This is a genomic window from Limibacter armeniacum (assembly GCF_036880985.1).
GTDB classification, from domain to species: domain Bacteria; phylum Bacteroidota; class Bacteroidia; order Cytophagales; family Flammeovirgaceae; genus Limibacter; species Limibacter armeniacum.
In genome coordinates this window covers 270,238-288,890 of the sequence record NZ_JBAJNO010000001.1, presented here as the reverse complement: position 1 = coordinate 288,890, position 18,653 = coordinate 270,238, and the positions used below count along the sequence as shown (strand labels likewise).

At 40.6% G+C, this 18,653-nt stretch carries 15 protein-coding genes; 6 read left to right on the top strand and 9 right to left on the bottom strand.

Going from position 1 to position 18,653, the window contains the following annotated elements; all coding sequences use genetic code 11:
- Positions 1-7: 7 nt before the first annotated feature.
- From V6R21_RS00970 to V6R21_RS00955, 4 genes are all read right to left on the bottom strand, one after another.
- Positions 8-1,843 carry an arylsulfatase gene (locus tag V6R21_RS00970; protein ID WP_334240053.1) on the bottom strand — a complete coding sequence of 612 codons (1,836 nt, stop codon included), beginning with the start codon at positions 1,841-1,843 and terminating at the stop codon, positions 8-10.
- A 194-nt stretch (positions 1,844-2,037) separates the two neighbouring features.
- Entirely contained in the window at positions 2,038-3,219 is a 1,182-nt protein-coding gene (locus V6R21_RS00965) for an ATP-binding protein (protein WP_334240051.1), read from the bottom strand.
- 235 nt (positions 3,220-3,454) lie between these two features.
- Positions 3,455-4,810: a hypothetical protein gene (locus V6R21_RS00960; RefSeq protein WP_334240049.1), complete on the bottom strand. Its 1,356-nt coding sequence runs from the start codon at positions 4,808-4,810 to the stop codon at positions 3,455-3,457.
- A gap of 272 nt (positions 4,811-5,082) precedes the next feature.
- Positions 5,083-7,506, bottom strand: a complete 2,424-nt coding sequence (locus V6R21_RS00955) for a glycoside hydrolase family 2 TIM barrel-domain containing protein (protein ID WP_334240047.1) — start codon at positions 7,504-7,506, stop codon at positions 5,083-5,085.
- A 207-nt stretch (positions 7,507-7,713) separates the two neighbouring features.
- On the opposite strand from V6R21_RS00955, the gene V6R21_RS00950 reads away from it, so the two are divergent.
- The 3 genes from V6R21_RS00950 to V6R21_RS00940 all read left to right on the top strand — a co-directional run bounded on the left by V6R21_RS00950 (position 7,714) and on the right by V6R21_RS00940 (position 9,915).
- Positions 7,714-8,307, top strand: coding sequence for a Crp/Fnr family transcriptional regulator (locus V6R21_RS00950; RefSeq protein ID WP_334240045.1), 594 nt, complete (start codon positions 7,714-7,716; stop codon positions 8,305-8,307).
- A gap of 84 nt (positions 8,308-8,391) precedes the next feature.
- Positions 8,392-9,459 (top strand): NADH:flavin oxidoreductase/NADH oxidase, encoded by a 1,068-nt coding sequence (locus V6R21_RS00945; RefSeq protein ID WP_334240043.1) that lies wholly within the window; start codon positions 8,392-8,394, stop codon positions 9,457-9,459.
- Positions 9,460-9,471: 12 nt separating this feature from the next.
- On the top strand, positions 9,472-9,915 hold the full coding sequence (locus V6R21_RS00940) for a DMT family transporter (RefSeq protein ID WP_334240041.1): 444 nt from the start codon (positions 9,472-9,474) through the stop codon (positions 9,913-9,915).
- 120 nt (positions 9,916-10,035) lie between these two features.
- Here the strand turns inward: V6R21_RS00940 and V6R21_RS00935 are convergent, their stop codons facing one another.
- The 5 genes from V6R21_RS00935 to V6R21_RS00915 form a co-directional block, all read right to left on the bottom strand.
- On the bottom strand, positions 10,036-11,172 hold the full coding sequence (locus V6R21_RS00935) for a DUF5712 family protein (protein WP_334240040.1): 1,137 nt from the start codon (positions 11,170-11,172) through the stop codon (positions 10,036-10,038).
- A complete protein-coding gene (locus V6R21_RS00930; protein ID WP_334240038.1) occupies positions 11,162-11,764 on the bottom strand; it encodes a BfmA/BtgA family mobilization protein in 603 nt (200 codons plus the stop codon). The genes V6R21_RS00935 and V6R21_RS00930 overlap by 11 nt, the downstream gene beginning before the upstream one ends.
- Positions 11,765-12,310: 546 nt before the next feature.
- Complete coding sequence (locus V6R21_RS00925; protein WP_334240036.1) at positions 12,311-13,990, bottom strand: ATP-binding protein; 1,680 nt, start codon at positions 13,988-13,990, stop codon at positions 12,311-12,313.
- A 70-nt stretch (positions 13,991-14,060) separates the two neighbouring features.
- Positions 14,061-15,077 (bottom strand): hypothetical protein, encoded by a 1,017-nt coding sequence (locus V6R21_RS00920; protein WP_334240034.1) that lies wholly within the window; start codon positions 15,075-15,077, stop codon positions 14,061-14,063.
- Between the two features lie 99 nt (positions 15,078-15,176).
- On the bottom strand, positions 15,177-15,815 hold the full coding sequence (locus V6R21_RS00915) for a helix-turn-helix domain-containing protein (protein ID WP_334240032.1): 639 nt from the start codon (positions 15,813-15,815) through the stop codon (positions 15,177-15,179).
- A 214-nt stretch (positions 15,816-16,029) separates the two neighbouring features.
- Between V6R21_RS00915 and V6R21_RS00910 the strand changes: the two genes are divergently transcribed.
- The 3 genes from V6R21_RS00910 to V6R21_RS00900 all read left to right on the top strand — a co-directional run bounded on the left by V6R21_RS00910 (position 16,030) and on the right by V6R21_RS00900 (position 18,461).
- Positions 16,030-16,227 carry a hypothetical protein gene (locus V6R21_RS00910; RefSeq protein WP_334240031.1) on the top strand — a complete coding sequence of 66 codons (198 nt, stop codon included), beginning with the start codon at positions 16,030-16,032 and terminating at the stop codon, positions 16,225-16,227.
- A gap of 369 nt (positions 16,228-16,596) precedes the next feature.
- Entirely contained in the window at positions 16,597-17,538 is a 942-nt protein-coding gene (locus V6R21_RS00905) for a ParA family protein (protein ID WP_334240029.1), read from the top strand.
- A gap of 26 nt (positions 17,539-17,564) precedes the next feature.
- On the top strand, positions 17,565-18,461 hold the full coding sequence (locus V6R21_RS00900) for a ParB N-terminal domain-containing protein (RefSeq protein WP_334240028.1): 897 nt from the start codon (positions 17,565-17,567) through the stop codon (positions 18,459-18,461).
- The last annotated feature ends 192 nt before the right edge of the window (positions 18,462-18,653 follow it).

Here is an 18,653-nt window from a genome sequence, read left to right as displayed (position 1 = left end):
GTTCTTTTTAAAAAGTGTCTTTTTCTGATTGCTTATTACGTTTGGCATTGGTCGGCTGATGCTCCACATAGAGATAATAAGCTCCTTGCATATTTCCATCTTCTGTTTCGAAGTAAGCACTCATCACCGTTTCACCTTCTTCTACTTCCAATGTAAAACTCACCTCTTTTGCGGCTTTGTCTACTGTCTGCTCCCAGCTCCTGTCCCCGATTTTCACAAAAGATTTATTGAACTGATAAACTTTACCTTGCGGCAGAATATAGTCGGGCGCTTCCGTCACAAGCTTTTCTGCCGAAGCATTTAGGGCAAGGTCTGCCTCTACTGGCCAGCGTCTTAATGAAATCTTGTATTTACCCGCTCTTATAAAGTTTACTCTCCACTCTCCATTTCCATCAACTCCTTTCCTGACCATCTCATGATTCCAAGGTACTTTTTGCCCTTTTTCCACATGCCAGTCATGGGCTGTCAATACTGAGATTGGTTCCTCATCACTTCCTAGCTTGATATATGGAAACTGGTCGAAAGACTTTTTCTGATCGTCCCAATTTTGTTCATAAGCATTTTTCAGCTTTTCCATCAGTTGAGGATGCTGCGCTGCCACATCATGCAACTGCTCCGGATCCTCCTTGATATTGTAAAGCTCCTTTCCGTTGATCATTCGCCAATCCTTTGTCATGGTATAGGACTGACGCCATTTTTCCGGGTACTCGATTCTTTGTGAGTCACCGATCAGGATTCTGTCCTGCACCTTCTTTTTCCCGATCAGGCTTTCAGAAAGGTCTGTCCCATCAAATGCAATCTTTTTACCCGCCTTCAAACCACATAGCTTGATCAACGTCGGCAGAACATCAATATGGGCGGTCAGGTCATCCATGTCTCTGCCTGTACTGATATTCCCATCTTTCCAATAGATATAGAAAGGAACTCGATGTCCGCCTTCATATGGACTTCCTTTGGTTCCACGCATTTGGGCATTGTAACCATTCACCAGTTCGGTCCCTTTATAAGATGCTCCATAAGCTGTACCATTATCCGACATAAAAATCAGAATGGTGTTATCAGCAATATTCCATTCTTCGAGCTGCTCCCTCAGTTTGCCAAGGTTGTAATCGATATTGGAAATCATTCCGTAGAACTTTGCTCTATTGTGAGGTACTCCTTTATTCAGATATGGAGCAACATAATCTACAGGTACATTCAAAGGACTGTGTGGAGCATTGGTGGCGATGTAGCAGAAGAATGGCTTGTCCTTGTTTTTCTTGATAAAAGAGAGGGCTTCCCTGAACCATACATCAGTGCAATAACCTTTGGTCTGTTCTGGCTTTCCATTGCGCAGGTATACATCATTGAAATAGTCGTTGTTCCAATGGTCAGGTGTTTGTCCTACTCCACCTCCTCCATGTGTCAGGACTTCCTGAAATCCACGATACTGAGGTGCATATGGATAATTATCTCCTAAATGCCATTTACCGAACATGGCTGTAGCATAACCATTATTCGAAAAAACGTCTGCTATCGTCTGCTCTTGTTCATAGAGAATGGAACGTCCCATCACTGTATGCCAAACCCCAACACGGTTAGCATATTTACCTGTCATCAACGCAGCTCTAGTTGGCGCACAAGTTGGATTGACATGAAAATTGGTCAGACGAGAGCTTTCATGGTACAATTGGTCAATGTGTGGCGTTGAAATCACAGGGTTACCATGTACTGCAATATCTCCATACCCTTGGTCATCTGTTACTATCAAAATAACATTTGGAGTACTGCTTTTTTGTGCAAGCGATTGGGTTGCAATACTAAGTCCAATTATGAGTCCTATGTACCGAAAGAATATTTTCATACTTATGTGTGTTGTGTGTCAGGTATGAAAACAAAAGTAGAATTTTGTGTATAATTCAGGGGTTCAAAGTACTATTGAATATGGGGGGGATATTGTTTTAAAAGAAAAAGTATCGGAAAAATAACAACAGTATCCCCCTCAGAAAATGGTTGGTATATAAAAAAGTAAGTCTCTGTAGAACTATACATTTTGCATTAGTACAACACTCCAAACATCCATAAAGGAACCACATTACCCATTCCTGATTCAATGCCATCCTTGACAACAAATGCATTTTTCAATGCCTTCACCTGTGTTTGCTTTTTACTCCTACCTCCTATCTCAAATGAGAATTCCTGATCCACCAAAAAGTCCGTGCTTTCACTACTACGTACCGAATGTCCGGCATTCTGAAGCTGGTTCATAAAAAATGTCTCACGGATATTTCCAATGTCAGGCAGATCCTTCAAGGCATACATAAGGTTTGTATTTTCAAGGTAGATCTTGTCTGGTTTCTGCAATAGGCTTACACCTTTATTAGGCGCCTGAAGCAGGTTCAAAATCTTCGCCTTTTCAAGCAGGTGAATAATGCTTAGGATAATATCCCGACTAATTTGAAGCTTTTGGGCCAGTTGGCTAATATTTGGTTTGAATGGAGCTGACTCTGCTATCACTCCCAATACCTTTTTGACCTGCACTACTTTATTTTGGGTAAGGTTTTCTACCTGTGAAAGATCCAACTCTATCACATTCATTAAAGCATTATGGAGTTTAGTCAGAAAGTCTGGTTCTATCGTAAATGGGTAATAGCCCGACTGCAAGTATTCTTTGAAGACGGGTAATGGCAGAAAATCTTTTGGCAAATTGATATAATAAGAAGTGTGTTCTGTCAATAGCTGCTCCAGTGTCAATTGGGATAGTGTGATATTTCTGACTAGTCTCAAATATTCCCTAAATGACATTCCATTCATCTCATACTTTACCACTCTCCTACTCAAGTCCGCATCTCCTTTGAATACATCAAGTATGGATGAGCTGGTAAAAGCTACCTTCAGATTAGGGTAGTGATCATATATATTCTTCAAGACTCTGGACCAGCCATCATATTTATGCACCTCATCAAGGTATAAATACTTACCTCCATAGGATACAAACTCATCTACAACATCCATCAAAGGACGCTCATAAAAGTACAGATGATCCAAACTAGCATATAATACTTCGTCAAGATTCTTATGACGCTGTTTTATATGTTGCATTATGTAAGTTGTTTTCCCAACACCTCTTGCCCCTACAATCGCTATCATACGGTTATCCCAATTGACATTCAATGTGCGTTGAAAGCTGTTGTCTGTATTTCTAAGTAAGTTCAAAAAAGATTTTTGAAGTAACTCCATATCAATCATTGATTTATATTGTTGTAGTTTCACAACAAATATACATAATATATGATTAACAGTTACAACATTTAATGGTGATAAACTAGAAATAGTGTAACAAGAATGATTGAGAAAAACAGTTAACTGACAACAACAGTATATTCAGGGTTTGGGTAACTGACCTTGGACATAACAAAAAAAGCTACTGGTCCTTGAAGTACCAGCAGCTTTCAATCAGGGTATACAGCATTGATCAATTACTATCCGGAAGCTTGTTCCAGCTCTGTCCTCCGTCCTGACTATAATATTTGATCGTTCCACTACCGCATGACACCACAATCAATTGGTCATTCTTTTGGTCAAGCAATACTCCAGAACAGTCTCCTCTTGGGGCTATGACAATGGTCCATTTTCCAGTAGCTTTATCCTTCATATATATTTCAGCTCCTTTTCTAACCAATGTATGGGTCTTTGGCCCAAGTAACAGCTTAGTACTTGTCTCCTGTACATTGCTGAAAAACTTAATTTCCGAATCAATTTTCACTGACTCAAAATTCACATCAAGGTAAGAAGAGCTCAACAACGCCCAATCATCCTTTACATTAGGAGTATAGATAAACATATGCTCTTTTCCATATGCAAAACGAGGTCTGTTATATTCATCATATTCACGGCTGAACTGACTGTTTTTTTCCCATTTTAAAGGAAACCCATTCGCCACATAGATATTTACATTTCCATCATATACCAAAAACTTATCTTCTCCGATCAGTTTTGGATCAAAGACATCATATACCCCTTCAGGAAAGGTAATAAACTGAAGGTGGTCTTCTGGTCCATACAGATATTCATTTCCTACAAAAGTGATTAACAGTTTTCCATAATACTTTTCAGCTTTCACAACTTGCCTTAAAGTATTCGTTGTCAACCTCTCATATGACAAGATATTTCCCTGCTCATCTTTATTGAGTTTTAGTAATAAACCAAATTTGCCAAAAAGGTAAGTTACTTCAGGTCTTGAATTCTTTTTCTCATAGTTAACCATTGCCTGCTCATACAGGTCGATCAACTGATTTTGTTTAGCTTCATCTGAGTATTGCCATGCCTGAACAACTTCATTTTCATGACTCAACTTGTATGCTGGAAAAAACCTATTTATATGCGTATAAACATCTTTGGTGTTATCCAATGCTAGGTAATAAATCGCTTCTTTTTTCTTGCTCTCTTTATCACCATGCCCAATATAAATCAACCCACCGTTGACCACTTTTCCAGGCTGTACAGTTACCGTATTATTAAAATCCAGTTTGAGAAACTCTCCAAAAGAGATCGAACTTCCACCCCTGATTTCAAGATGAGTAATATTATACTCGCCTTCGGGCAACTCCATTACTAACATTTGATTTCCATAGGTTTTCTTTTCGATCACCTTTGGGATCACTTTTCCTTTTTCTAGGTGAACCAGCACCGTATGCCTTTCACCAACCGTTCCTTTTTGCCAAATAAATTGAAGTGTAAAAAGTCCTTTTTCAGCAGCAAATGAATTAAAGCTACTCAGTAAACATACAATGAATATGATACTAAATAGCTGATAGTTTTTGTAGTTCATCTTTGGTGTTTTATCAATAAAAAATTTCACTTTTCAAATGAAAAGATATGCATACATCCTCCCGATAACAAGTATTCTTTCAGGATAATCTTGATTAAATTGACACCTATTACATAGACTACTTCACTAAGGAATCATTTAATAAGAAAATAAAACTTTTCCATGAAACAACAGTGTAACAACACCCATTTAGGTACAATTACATATAGCAAAAATCCCCTTTCTCATAATTGAAAAAGGGGATTTCATTACAAATAGGCTATTGGTAAGTTCTACTCTGATTTTATTGTAACATTTCCTGATTTAAGTCCTTTACCTTTCACTTGTAAGGTAATGTTACCTGTTTGCTCTGTGCTTTGCACCAGTACAACTAACTTACCACTAAACAGCTTCATAGTAGGTAAATGAAACATCTCGAGTGAAGTAGCATCACCGTTACATGCTGCCCTGTATTTTCCAGCACCACTCACTTTAAAAGTAAGCTGGTTGGTGGCTGTTGGACAAGGATTTCCATCTTTATCAACTACCGAAACAGTTACAAAGCTGAGGTCTTTTCCATTGGCATCAAGTGTTGTTCTGTCTGCATCAAGCACCAGTTGGTATGGCTTGCCAGATGTTTTGATTACCTTTTCATCGGCAGTCTTTCCATTGTCATCATAGGCAACAACCTTTAGTTCGCCCGGCTGATAGACAACATCATTCCACATTAGACGGTAACGCTCCAGTTTTGAGCTCTTGTTCTTGCTACGTTTGCCCATGCTTTTGCCATTCAGGAAAAGCTCAGCAGTATTGTAACTGGTATAAACGAAGACAGGAACTGTATCACCTTCCATACCTCGCCAATTCCAATGTGGAAGTACATGTATAGTTGATTCCTCAGTGTTCCATCTGCTTTTGTACCAATAATATCTGTCTTTTGGTAATCCTGCCAAGTCACAAATACCGAAATATGAACTGCGGGATGGCCAGTACTCATCATATGGCGTTGGCTCTCCGAGATAGTCAAAGCCAGTCCAGACAAACTCACCGATTACCCAGTCTTCATCATCCTGCAAGACCGCATCATCTTCAGGCAAGTTACTCCAGTTACAGTATTCTACATCGTACGACGAAGATTGTCCATCTTCATAGGTCTTACTGTGCCCTATTTCTACAGGAAGTTTGTATACTCCCCGTGAGCTTACTGTAGAAGCAGTTTCTGAACCTAGCAATAAGCCTTGTGGAAAGCGTTCAAAAGCCTCTTTGTAAAGGTGTGTTCGGTAATTCAGCCCCGGAATATCCATGATAGCCCCGAACCCTGACTCCATTACAGCTTTCACCTGATCCATTCCCACCGTTACAGGTCGGGTTGGGTCTTCTCTATGAAATATATCCTGTAAGGCTTTTGCTCGTTTTACCCCATCACTTCCCCACTGATCAGGTACTTCGTTACCACTACTCCACATCACAATACAAGGATGATTGCGGGTTGCTCTCACCAAGTTTACGATATCTTTTTCGTGATATTCGTCAAAGAAGCGATTATAGCCATTCTCTACTTTCGGCTTTTTCCACTCATCAAAGCTTTCAGCTAAAAACATCATTCCCATCTCGTCGCAAAGTTCCAGTTGTTCCATAGATGGCATATTGTGCGCACTACGGATAGCATTGGCACCCATATCTTTCATGATTTGGATTTGGCGACGCAATGCTGCTTTATTCACTGCTGCACCCAATGGTCCCAAGTCATGATGTAAACAAACCCCTTTAAACTTTCGGGTTTTACCATTCAGCTGAAAGCCATTCTCCGGTGTGTAACTGATTGTGCGAACGCCAAAACGAGTAGTTTGCTCATCCTGAAGCTTACCATTCTTGTCATAAAGCTTCGACACTGCATAGTATAGAACAGGCGATTCTGGACTCCATAGTTTTGGGTTTTCCAATGCGATATTTTGCTCAAACTCATCACCAAACATCTCATCAGTGCTTTTGGAGACAAGTACTTTACCACTAGCATCCTTAATGGAGGTTTCTAACTTCAGGTTCTCTCCTGAGACTTTTGTTTTGATATTGACTTTTGCCAGATCATCACTAACAACCGGAGTCGTAACAAATGTATTCCAAAGCTTAAAGTGGCTTTCGGGCTGAACAATGATTCTCACCTTGCGGAACAATCCAGCTCCAGGATACCAGCGAGAAGACAAAGCCTTTGGCGACAAGTGTACAGCTAATAAATTTGATTCTCCAGCTTTCACTAAGTCTGTAATATCAATATTGAAATAAGCATATCCGTACCCCCATTCACCAGCTGTCTGTCCATTCACATAAACTTGAGGATCACTCATAGCACCTTCAAACACTACTAGAACCCTACTGCCTTTTTCATAATTTGGCAACTCAAAATTAGTACGATACCATGCGTCTCCAATATGAGGCAAAGAGCCGGTCCTGCCTGTTTTCTCAGTGGCTTCTTCCTCGTTATTCTGACTGATTGCTACTACTTGCTTATCGACTTCCTTATCAAATGGACCATAAATAGCCCAGTCATGAGGAACAGTGACCATCTCCCATTTTGAATCGTTGAAGTTTGTTTGTGCTCCATTTTCAAAATCTCCCTTGCTGAACTTCCATCCCTCTTCTAGGGTAAATTGCTTTGTTTGGGCATGTGCAAAAACAAAGCTGAGAAGCATAGCAGTTAGTATGGATATTCTTTTCATTTTTTATTGTTTATAGACTTTAGATTTGGTTCATCGCATTTCTTGATAGGCTACTATTGCTATGCAAAATACATTATTCTATACTATTCAAAGGCTACCATTTCCTCAAATGAAAGTGATTTTAGATACTGTCTACTGCTTCATATGAATTATCACAGTGCTATATTGTGATATATAAAACTAGACTATGATCAAACTTAATCTGAAATGATGACTCCAAAAGAAAAGATAATCAACTTCCTACGACAACGTGTAGAGGTAACAGACGCTGAAGCTGAATTATTTAGTGAGCCTTTTCAGGAAAAAAAACTTCGCAAAAAACAAATCGTCATCCAGCCAGATTTTGTAACCCAACATCGGTATTACATTCTTGACGGTGCATTACGCTCATTTATAAATACGAATGAAGGACAGGAGGTAACGATTGCATTGGCTGTTGAGGATTGGTGGATTACAGATTACAACAGTTATATCTTTCAGCAACCAGCTACGCTATTTGTTGAAGCCATTTCCAAAAGCACTGTTCTACAACTCAGTTATGATTCAGAACAAGTGCTAAAGCAAAGCAATCCAAAGTTTGAGACTTTTTTTAGAATCATGGCTGAACGTGGATTAGCCTCACAACAAAGAAGATTGATTACCAATCTTACCCAATCTGCGGAAAAACGTTATCACCTTTTCCTTCAGCAATACCCCAAATTTGTAGATCTCATTCCTCAATATATTATCGCCTCCTATCTGGGTATGTCTACAGAGTTCCTCTCCAAGATCAGAAACAACAGAGTCAAGAAAAAAAGTTGAACCAGTTCAATTGTATTTTTTAAAGTAGTTCAATTTTTATCATTCCATTTCATCTGAACTTTGTCATATCAAACTAAAAATCAGATGAAAGCATTATTCAATCCAATCCGATTAAGAAGCTTGGAGATTAAAAACAGAATTGTGATGTCTCCAATGCAACAGTACAGTGCCCAAGATGGAATTCCCAATCAATGGCATCTCGTACATCTTGGTAGTCGTGCCGTAGGTGGCGCAGGACTTATTATTACTGAATGCACATCAGTTGCGCCAAAAGGTATGAATACCTTATATGATCTGGGAATCTGGAACGATAAACAGGTTAGTGCATGGAAACCGATTGTTGATTTTGTTCACCAACAAGGAAGCAAGATTGCCGTCCAGCTTTGGCATGCCGGAGGAAAAGGAAGCAGCAGCCATCCAAATGAAGGAATGAAACCTTTGAATGAAGAAGAAGGAGGTTGGGTTCCAAAAAGTTCTTCCAACACGCCTATCGGACGACATCAGCCCGAAGCCATGAACCTTGAAGAAATTCAGCGAGTCAAAGTAGATTTTGTTACAGCGGCCAAGAATGCAATAAGAGCAGGTTTCGATTCCATTGAAATACATGCTGCTCACGGCTACCTGTTCCATCAATTTTATTCTGAACTCATTAATCAGAGAACGGACCAATATGGTGGCAGTTTTGAAAACAGAATCAGGCTACTGGTTGAAACCGTTGAAGAAATCCGAAAAGTAATTTCTTCAGAGATGCCTTTACTCGTTAGGCTTTTGGCTACAGACTACAGTGATGACGCTAAAGCCTGGACGTTGGACAACAGCTTACAGCTTTCAAAAATTTTGAAAGAAAAAGGCGTGGATCTTATTACAGCATCAGGAGGTGGATTTGTCAATGTGGATTCTGCAATTGTAAAGCCGGGGTATCAGCTTCCTTTTGCCACAAGAATTAAGGAAGAAACGGAAATCAAAGTTGGAACTGTCGGGATGATCACCGATGCACTTCAGGCAAATGCAATCATAGAAAGTCAACAATCTGACTTGATTGTAATCGCAAGAGAACTTTTAAGGAATCCTTATTTTGCTATCAATGCGGCAATGGAGCTAGGTGAAAATCCTGCTATTCCTTGGCAATACAAAAGAGCATATCAACACTAAATTCAGAAAAAAATGGATAAACTGATTTGGGTCATCATGGCTTTTGCTGCTGGAGCATTCTTGCCCATGCAAGCAGGTATGAACAGCAAGCTAGCCAAAACAGGAGGCAGCCCCATTCATGCGTCAATGATTTCATTTGCAGTGGGTGTGATCGTTCTAGTTGTTTACATTCTGCTGACTTCTCAAAATATTTCTTGGCGAGGAATAAAGGACGCCCCATCCTATGCATGGCTGGGAGGAATATTAGGTGCATTTTATGTAACGGTCATTGTATTAGCATTTCCAAAGATTGGTCCAGGCATGACGTTCGGGTTGGTAGTGGCAGGTCAATTACTTATCTCTATGCTGATGGAGCATTTCCAGATTATGGGAACTCAATTTCAGCCAATCAATATTTATAGGATCGCAGGTATGCTATTGATAATTGGAGGTGTTGTCATCATGAAAAGATTTTAAAAAACTGTCTTGTTTCAAAACTGGTAACTAGATTGTTCCATCTTGAAATAAGATGGAAAGTAAGGCGGAGTCAATACATAAGAAATTGACTCCGCTTATAAATAAAGATACATCTGCTAATTACGAATAAAACATACTCTTTTGCTTTTCCTTTTTTCTCCTACGTTTCATTTCTTCATCCTCCTCCTCTTCATAATCATAAACTGTACGTCCCTCATTCACAGTTCCTCCTATTTCAAATAGAAAATTCGGAGTATCTACTGATAAAATATTGTTAAGGGTATCAAGCTCCGTATTAAACTGATTCTTAACCTCAGCAGCTTCATTTGGTAACAGATCAGCTCCTTCATTCTGTCTCGAACGCTTCATGGAGGATAATTTAAACTTACCTGTTTCCAAATCTAGTTGCACAATGGCATCAACCTGATAGCCCTTAGTGGTAACTAACCCCTTGAGCGCAACTGCCTCTCCTCTCTGCAAGCACTCTTTCTCCTGCTGTTTCAGCGTTATTCCCATAAACTGATCCTTTATTTTAAAGCTCTTATCAAGCCCATGCTCCTTTCTTTTCCATGCCAACCGCTCTTCCTGATTGTCACTTTTCATGGCTTTCGCGTAGGCATAATGCTCTGTTACTGACCGATTGTAGCCAAACTGCTTGTCAAACTGCTCTTCGCATCGCTGTTTGAACTGACTACGGTCAAAACCTCCCATAACCACTCCTTCCTTCGTACTACGATGATTAGTCAATGGAGATAGATGGGTTTTCTTGTCTGCTCCCTTCCTGCGGATCAAGATGTGCACATGTGTCTGATCACCTGGCTTAAGCGTTCCCCTTTTTACATTACCATCCTGTACCTCCTTATCTGTCCCTTTATACTTACGCTGCCGCTCTATCTTGGCATACCATACAATGTCTTTGCTGGTAAGTCCTTTCCCAAAGTTATCTGCATAGATTTCCATCACGTTGCGTACATATCCACGCAATTTCTCCTTATCGCTACCAAAATGACTCAACTCTTGTTGGGAAGGGGCTATTGTCAGGTTAAAGAATTTAGCATAGTCTTTCCGAATACCTCCTCTGTTAGCATCTAGCATACGGATCACTTCTGAAGGTGTGACCTTATCCCGGTCATGGGTAAAGAAAAACTCCATGTCACTAGGGTGCTTGCCTTCATTCTCTTTCTCTAAATACCGCACTGCCAACTCCGAGCTATCAGTATTTCCTCCTTTCGGACTATTAGTGATCTCAGCTACCATATTCGTGTAAAATTCTTTTAAAATGAGACAGTTCTTTTAGCACCTTGTCCTTATCTATTCCCCCAAAATGTACCTTGAGTTCCTCATCTGACCCAATGGTTATCTCAAGTCTATTCACCCTCTCCGCAAGCTTTGTCGCTGCTTCTTTTCTAATCATTTGCCGTTCCTGTTCTGTGACCAGCATATGGGTATTTTCCCTATAACTCTTCTGGTTTTGTTGCAGCACCCTTCCTACATTATTCAATAGGTTATTCAGCTTTGCCATATTGTTTTGTACACCAGCTAACTGTCCCGGAATATTCCTGTATTGACTCAACTCCGAAACCAAGAGATTCAGGTTATCCAATGCAGGGATCCACCTCTTATTCTCCTGTTCCCGGATAAAGCTGATAACCCTTCCATTTTCCTTGCTAAGCTTCTTAGCAACTGCCTGCAGGTCACTATCCTGAGGAGCTGATGGATCTATGCCAGTCGAGTTAAAATACTCACAGATCATTTTGATGGTTTCTTCCATCGAACGACCTTTTGCTACTTTTTCAAGCTGCTGCTTTGTTGCTAACCTTAACCGTACGGTTGTGTATTCTTTAGACATGTATGCATTAATTGTATATGATAAAACCTCTTCTAATGGCACTTAAGCTATATGTGTATACAGCCATGTATACATTTTATATTAAAAACCCCGTAGGGCGATCATACGGAACACTTAAGGCACGACTGTTATGTCTCTGCTCGCTAATTTCTGATTTCTCAGAAATTCACAGCCCTCACTTCCTTTTGCTCCCAGTTCAATCCTTGTACTTACTCTTTCATTACGTTTCATTTCTTGCATAATTCATATTAAAAAAATTCCAATTACCACCCTGCACATAGCTTGATTTAATAATCAAACCACATTAGAATTATCACATAATTACAAAACATATTTATTCATCATATATTAATTAACATTATTTAAAAAACTCACAATATATTAATAGTGAGCATATTATATCTTTAAAGCACGAAAATAAAATACATCACATTTATTACAAGCAACTTAGAATAGTTACATTTTAAACCTTTCAATAAGTATTGTACCCAAATATTTTCCATACCAAAAAAGCCCTACTCCAAAAGGGAATAAGGCTTTCCAATTCTACAAGTTCAACACCTGTTTCATCTCTATTACATAGACCGGATCCACATAGGCAATAAGCAGCATATGGGTGGCCTGTTCAAAGGATAGCGGCTGCTTGCCAAACCGTTCGTGGTCTATCCTCTCCAGGCTAATCCCCTTTCGCTTAAGGCTGCTGTAATCCGCCTTCTCCACCTCCCAACAGACAATCACATCCAGCTCATCAAACATCTTCTTGTCATTGTCAAAATCCTTGAGGATTCTGCGCAAAACCGGCTTGAACTCTACCACTACCTGATGCCTGTCCTTGAGTGCATACAGATCATAACGACTCCGGTAGCCTGACATCAAGGGGGCGATGTTTTTGATCAGTCCACTGCCTATCGCTTCAAAGAACAGTCCCACCAATGTTCCTTCCTGATTGACTGGCTCTTTCAGAAAACGGGAATGGGGATTTGAAAGGTCTGGAAAGGCGGCTATTTCCCTAAAGACCTGATTGCGGGACCACTCGGCCTTTTCTTCAATGTTATCCATATGGGGCATATGCTTGAATACTTTTGCAAAATCGTTGAAGAGTTTTGAGGCCAAGGATTTAAACACATCAGGGTTAATATCACTCAGGGATTTTCTGCCGATATCAAAGCGAAGCTCTCCATCCTCAAACAGCATAAAGGTCTGTCCCCAGTACAGGTCCTTTCCCGAAACCGGATGACTGATATCAATGCTGGTGGGCATGCCCTTTGTCGCAAGCTGGATCCCGGAGCCAAACTGGCAGTTCCACTTCGTTTCCTGCCCATCAGATTTCTCCTGTTTAAGTCCATGCTGGTTGGAGAGCTTCTCCCATACGCTGCGCATCGGTACGACACAACTCCAGTACTTGACCGATCGTCCCCTATGGGACAGGGCTCCTTTCCTGACAATGATCTTGCCCTGTATTTTAATGCGCTTCTCCATATCGGATCGATCCCCTCTCTGAAGGAAACGCAGGTACTCATCCATGTCCACAAGCATATGTTCCATTCCTTCGGTGGGCAGCAGGTAACGGAAAGGCAACCGCTCTTCTTGCTTTATTCCCCTTTTATCAAAATAGGTGAAGTCGACCTTAATATTGAGGTCACGGCCAAAAAGCCTGGCCGTATTTCCAAGGGCAGTTCGCGTCCTGAGCAAGAACTTTAGCTCCTCGAAGCTAAAATCAAAGATCGTCTCCTTCTCTACCCCGGTAAGGCTGATATATGTGCCCCTCCTAATATCATCGACTTGCTCATGCTCCACCTTGACAAACTCTTCCTCTCTGGTACGTTTCCAGTTATTTCCCCAACGGACAATGCCTGAGGAGGAAGTCTCTCCATCACCGCTGACAATAAAGAATCGAAAACAGGAAAATATGACATAGGTCAAACCTACCCCTTTTTCTCCCACCGTCTCCCAATCCCATTCCTTGTCTGTTGAGAAAGGTGCCAGCAGGTAAGGCAGCCGGCTTGAACTGATGCCACAGCCATTATCCTCTATCGAAATCTGCTTGTTGTAGGCATCAATTTCCAAATGAATTTTACCTTGCCCTGTTCCCCTCTGACGGATCGCGTCTACGGCATTTTGGGTAAGTTCTGCCAGAATATCCCAGGGAAGGTTGTAGCTTTCATCAATGCTCCGGATTGTTTTTTGGACCAGGGCCACATTCTGTTTTAAAAAATCGATTTCCATGATAAATAAAAAGTTTAGGGGTAAAACATCAGCAGGTGGTCAAACAACCCAACCTGCCGACCATTAAGTATTAGGAGGCTATACCTGCCTGCTGCTTCATACGCTTGAGCTGGGTGAAGTTCACCTTCAGCAGCTGGGAGAGTTCACGGGTATCGTGGACCTGCTCCTGATACCAGAGCTTTCGGAGTCGGTCCAATTTGCTGCTGGACAGCCGGGGTTCTCCGGTTGTAAAACCAATCACGGTCTGCCGGGGGTAAAGCCTGTCCTCTGCTCTCTCCTCCAGTCTGACCTGTCTGGTTTCTTTTCCGTCTGTACGTTGTTGTATTGCTTCCTCTCCTACCCTATACAGATAGAAGATGCTCCAGCTGTTGCAGGCAATAATCAATAGGTCCAACAGGACTGAAACCAGTCCGACCACCCAACTGTTGAATTGGCTACTTGCATGCAGCTCAAGACTTGCTGCTTTTTGCCTTGCGGCAAGTGCCGACAAGACTTGGGTTTTCTCTTTTTCCAGTTCCGAGACCTGCTTGAGGTACTCCCCGATCTGACGGTTTTCACTTGCTGAAAGCAATCCACCCCAGCGTTTGGCCTTGTGACTGTTGAGTGCGGCAATACTTGCCTCAAGACTTGCAACTCTTCCCTCAAAGTGTTGCCTTGTGCTGTCCAAGTCTTGTGCAAAACTGCTCTCCAAGACTTGCCCCTTGGTATCAAGTCTTGCGTGCAGGGCCTTGGCGCCGAAATAGCTGACTGTGATAGAGCCTACCGAAAACAGCAAGGCTAGCACAAGAAGGGTGGTGACTGTACCGCCTTTCAGGTAACGCAGGGTAAGTTGTTGCAACAGGGTTGCCTTGGCCAGTTCCCAAAGCGTGACAAGACTGATGGCCATACATAAAGAAAGCCAGAAGGGCAGGCTGGAGGATAGGGCATCAGCCAGAAAGTAGCAACCTGTGGCAATACTGGCCAGTGGGAATAGGTACCTGCCGACAAGGCCTGCAATGTACAGTTCCTTGTAAGTATCTATATAGGGTTTATCCATCAGCAGGCGGTCTGCCTGCTGACAAATGCGGTGATTGAGAATATTTCGCATCAGTTTAAACAGTGTTATGAAAAGTTGAGGCAATAGCGTATCGATCCCTCCTTGCCAAAGGGCAAAGAGCGGTAGTCAACTTTTCTTTTCCAGAATAGATTAGCTAAAAAGCAGGATAGGGCTACCCGCCTTAAGGGTACGTAAAAGCACTTGCTTGATAAGGTTAGGTTTGCCCTTACACCTTTCTTGCAGCATGGCTTTTGCCTTGCTGACAAATCGCTTGCTATGCACAGCGTCCTTGAAAGGTTTTTCTGCACTGACTAGGGAGAGGTAGCGATCGAAAAGCAAGTGAACAGCCTGCTCCAGCTTGGCTTTTCTCAAGTGTTCCGGAACCAGCTCAGGTGAGCTATGAATGATCTCCTCTTCTGAAAGTGTCTCTAGACCTGAAGAAATTTGCTCTGGATTGTCACTGGGATTGCTTTTTTCTTTTTGCGGAGAAAGCGTCTGCTTCAGCTGCTCAATCACCTCACCTACCCGGATGGTGATCTTGCGTCTCCAGCTTTTGGGGTTTTCGATGGCAAGTACACCAAAACGAACCAGCTCACGGATGGCTCGCTGTACAGTGGATATACTAATCACCAACTTTTCAGCCAGCTGGCTGTTGGTAAAATTCATATTGAGAAGGGCTGTCTTTTCTTTCTGGACAGCAGACAGGTAGGCAAAAAGTCGCTTGGCATTTCCGGTCAACTTACCGGACGCATTGACTTTTGCACGCAATTCAAGTATGTTTGCGCTCATAGATTCAATTAATTTTGTTTCTTACTGAAGCCCTTTAAGGTGATCTGTTTGGCGATGGAAACACCTTAAGTGGGCTTTTTTAATTACATTCTTTAATTTTGCTTTATATTAAAGGATAATCAAAAGTATCATGCTTTTTGCTTTTTGACAATTTTTCTAAACTAAAAAGCTTTACGTCAAAGCAAATAAAGAATGATTCTAAATAAATTGAATCATGACTAAAGAAAAAAAACAAACTACCTCAATTTCCATTACCAAAGAGGCTCAGAAAAAATTTGCTGAAATGCAATTTGAATATGTATTAGCAAAACGAACTAAATCAAATGCAAGTGATTTCTTGATATTTCTACTAGAGAAGTTTGAGAAAGACTTAAAAGCTGGCAAGATCAAACCAGATACAGACAATCAATAAGAGGGGATATCTCCTCTTTTTTATTCTCAATAAAAAAGCATAAGCCTTTCTATCTTATATACTTTCTATTTCTTCTCTATTATTATGTCGGTCATTCTGATGCAGCAGTAGGTCAAAATGATTCAGATCCTAATCAAAATCAATAGGTAGTAATTCACTCATATTTTATGAACTCTCCAATTTTCAAATTGGTATCCTCCCCTTTTATACAAAAACCCTCTTCAGCATTCCTTATAGTACACTTTATTCAATACTTAATAACTGCTATAAAAAATAAATATCTTCTTATTTGTCTGTTCTAATATTTTGTCTCATTTTTAGGACCGAAATAAAAAACAGTCCTTTTTATAGGACCAAAATAACAAACAGATGAATAAGACCGACATTGTCAATTTTTTGAAATCTAAACCTGGATTATCCTTTTCAGGTGTAGAGCTAGAAGCTGGATTACCAAAAGGGACTTTAGGAAAAGTTTCCAGAGGCGAAAGAGAACTTTCTCTTAAACATATGGAAAAGCTAGTGCCTGTCCTTAAAGGTTATGGCTTCTTGGAAGGAGCAAAAGCAGAAGTAATTGCATTTGCCAATCACAAAGGAGGTGTTGCCAAAACCACCACTGTTATCAATGCTGCAAAAGGTCTTGCGATGCGAGGATTAAAAGTATTGATGGTCGATATGGATGCTCAAGGTAACCTATCTCAAATTGCAGGCTACGATGATCCTGAAGTTTCAGCAGGTGATGCTTTGCTAGAAAAGCAAATACCTCTTCCGATTGTTCCTGTTACTGATAACCTAGATATAGTACCAGCAGACCTTTCTTTAGCTGAAGCAGATATCGTATTGATGCAGGAAATAGGTGGTTTTAATAAGCTAAATTTATTATTGGACCCACTTAGAAATGAGTATGACTATATTTTGATAGACTGCCCTCCTGCCTTGAATATTATTACAAACTCGGCTCTTGTTGCAGCTGACAGTTGTGTTATTTGCCTTGTACCAGAAGTATCAGGTATCAAAGGACTAGGAAAATTGCTGGATAGAATCGAGGAAGTAAAAGTCAAAATCAACAGCAAGCTGAGAGTTAAAGGAGTCCTATTTACAGTGGTAAAACAAAATACCAGCCTCCACACTCAGAACATGGATTTTGTAAGAGCTGAATTATCTGGAGGTGTCCCTGTTTTCAATAGTGTCATCAACCAGAACATCGCTGTATCAGAAGCCCAATCCGCTCAACAGTCCATCTTTGACTATGCGCCATCAAGTAAAGGTGCCGTAGATTATCAGGACTTTATTACTGAATTTGCAGGATTTTAAACGATCAAGATTAATACTTAACAGAAATGAAGAAGAAGATTGCTATGCCAGGTATGTCACTTGGAGGGAAGAAAATTAATCTAGACGAAGAGATAAAAAAGAACATTACTGTGTTGGAGGAACTAAAAGGTTTTATTCCAACACCAACACAGGAAGAGCGTGAACTACTCAAAGAAAGCATTGCTGCTGAAGGATGTAAAGAACCATTACTCTTATGGGAACATCGTCATGAAGCTGGCACTGAATATATCTTGGTAGATGGTCACAACCGATTTGGTGTATGTCAGGAAATTGGAGCTGATTTTAATATCCGTATCAAGTCCTTTGAAAATATAGAAGCTGTCAAGGACTATATGATAGACATACAACTGGGTAGAAGAAACCTAACAGAACAACAAAAAAGTTACTTGAGAGGTCTCTACTACAATAGAGAAAAGCAAAAGGCTTTCAAGCAAGCTACAGATGAAGCTGGAAAAGGTGAACGCACAAGTGAAAAGGTTGCTAAACAATACAATGTTTCTGAAAAAACAATTCGTAGAGATGCTGAATTTGCTTCAGGTTTAGAAGCTATCGGATCTGTTGACCAAGCAGCCCGAAAAGAAATTCTGTCTGGAGAACGCAAAGTCAGAAAAGCAGACATTCAACAACTAGGCAAACAAAAAGAAGCGGATGCTCAACAACAACTTGCTAAAGAACTACTAACAAATGGAAAATTGCCTGTCCATGAAAATTGGTCTAAAGCAGATCAATCCAATGTTACTGTAGCCCATGACACCATTATTTCTGAGCAAGAAGAACTAAAACAATTGTACCAAAAAGCGTGTAAGCAAACCGATTTATTGTACAACAAAAGAGATATTCAAGCATTAAAAGCTCTAGAGCAAATCCTTGAAGAGACTAAAGCACTTTTAGGTAAAGGATAAAACCTCTCGATTGGGTCAAATTGTCCCAATCGAGAAAAAGGTTCCCTCCAATTTAAATTACAATACAACCTTTTTGATACAGTACCTTACGTTCGGGTCAAATTGTCCCAATCGAGAAAAGATCTTGAGTGTAGCCTAAAGGAAAGTTTAGTTCGTAAAAAAACTGGACAACCTTTTTGATACAGTACCTTA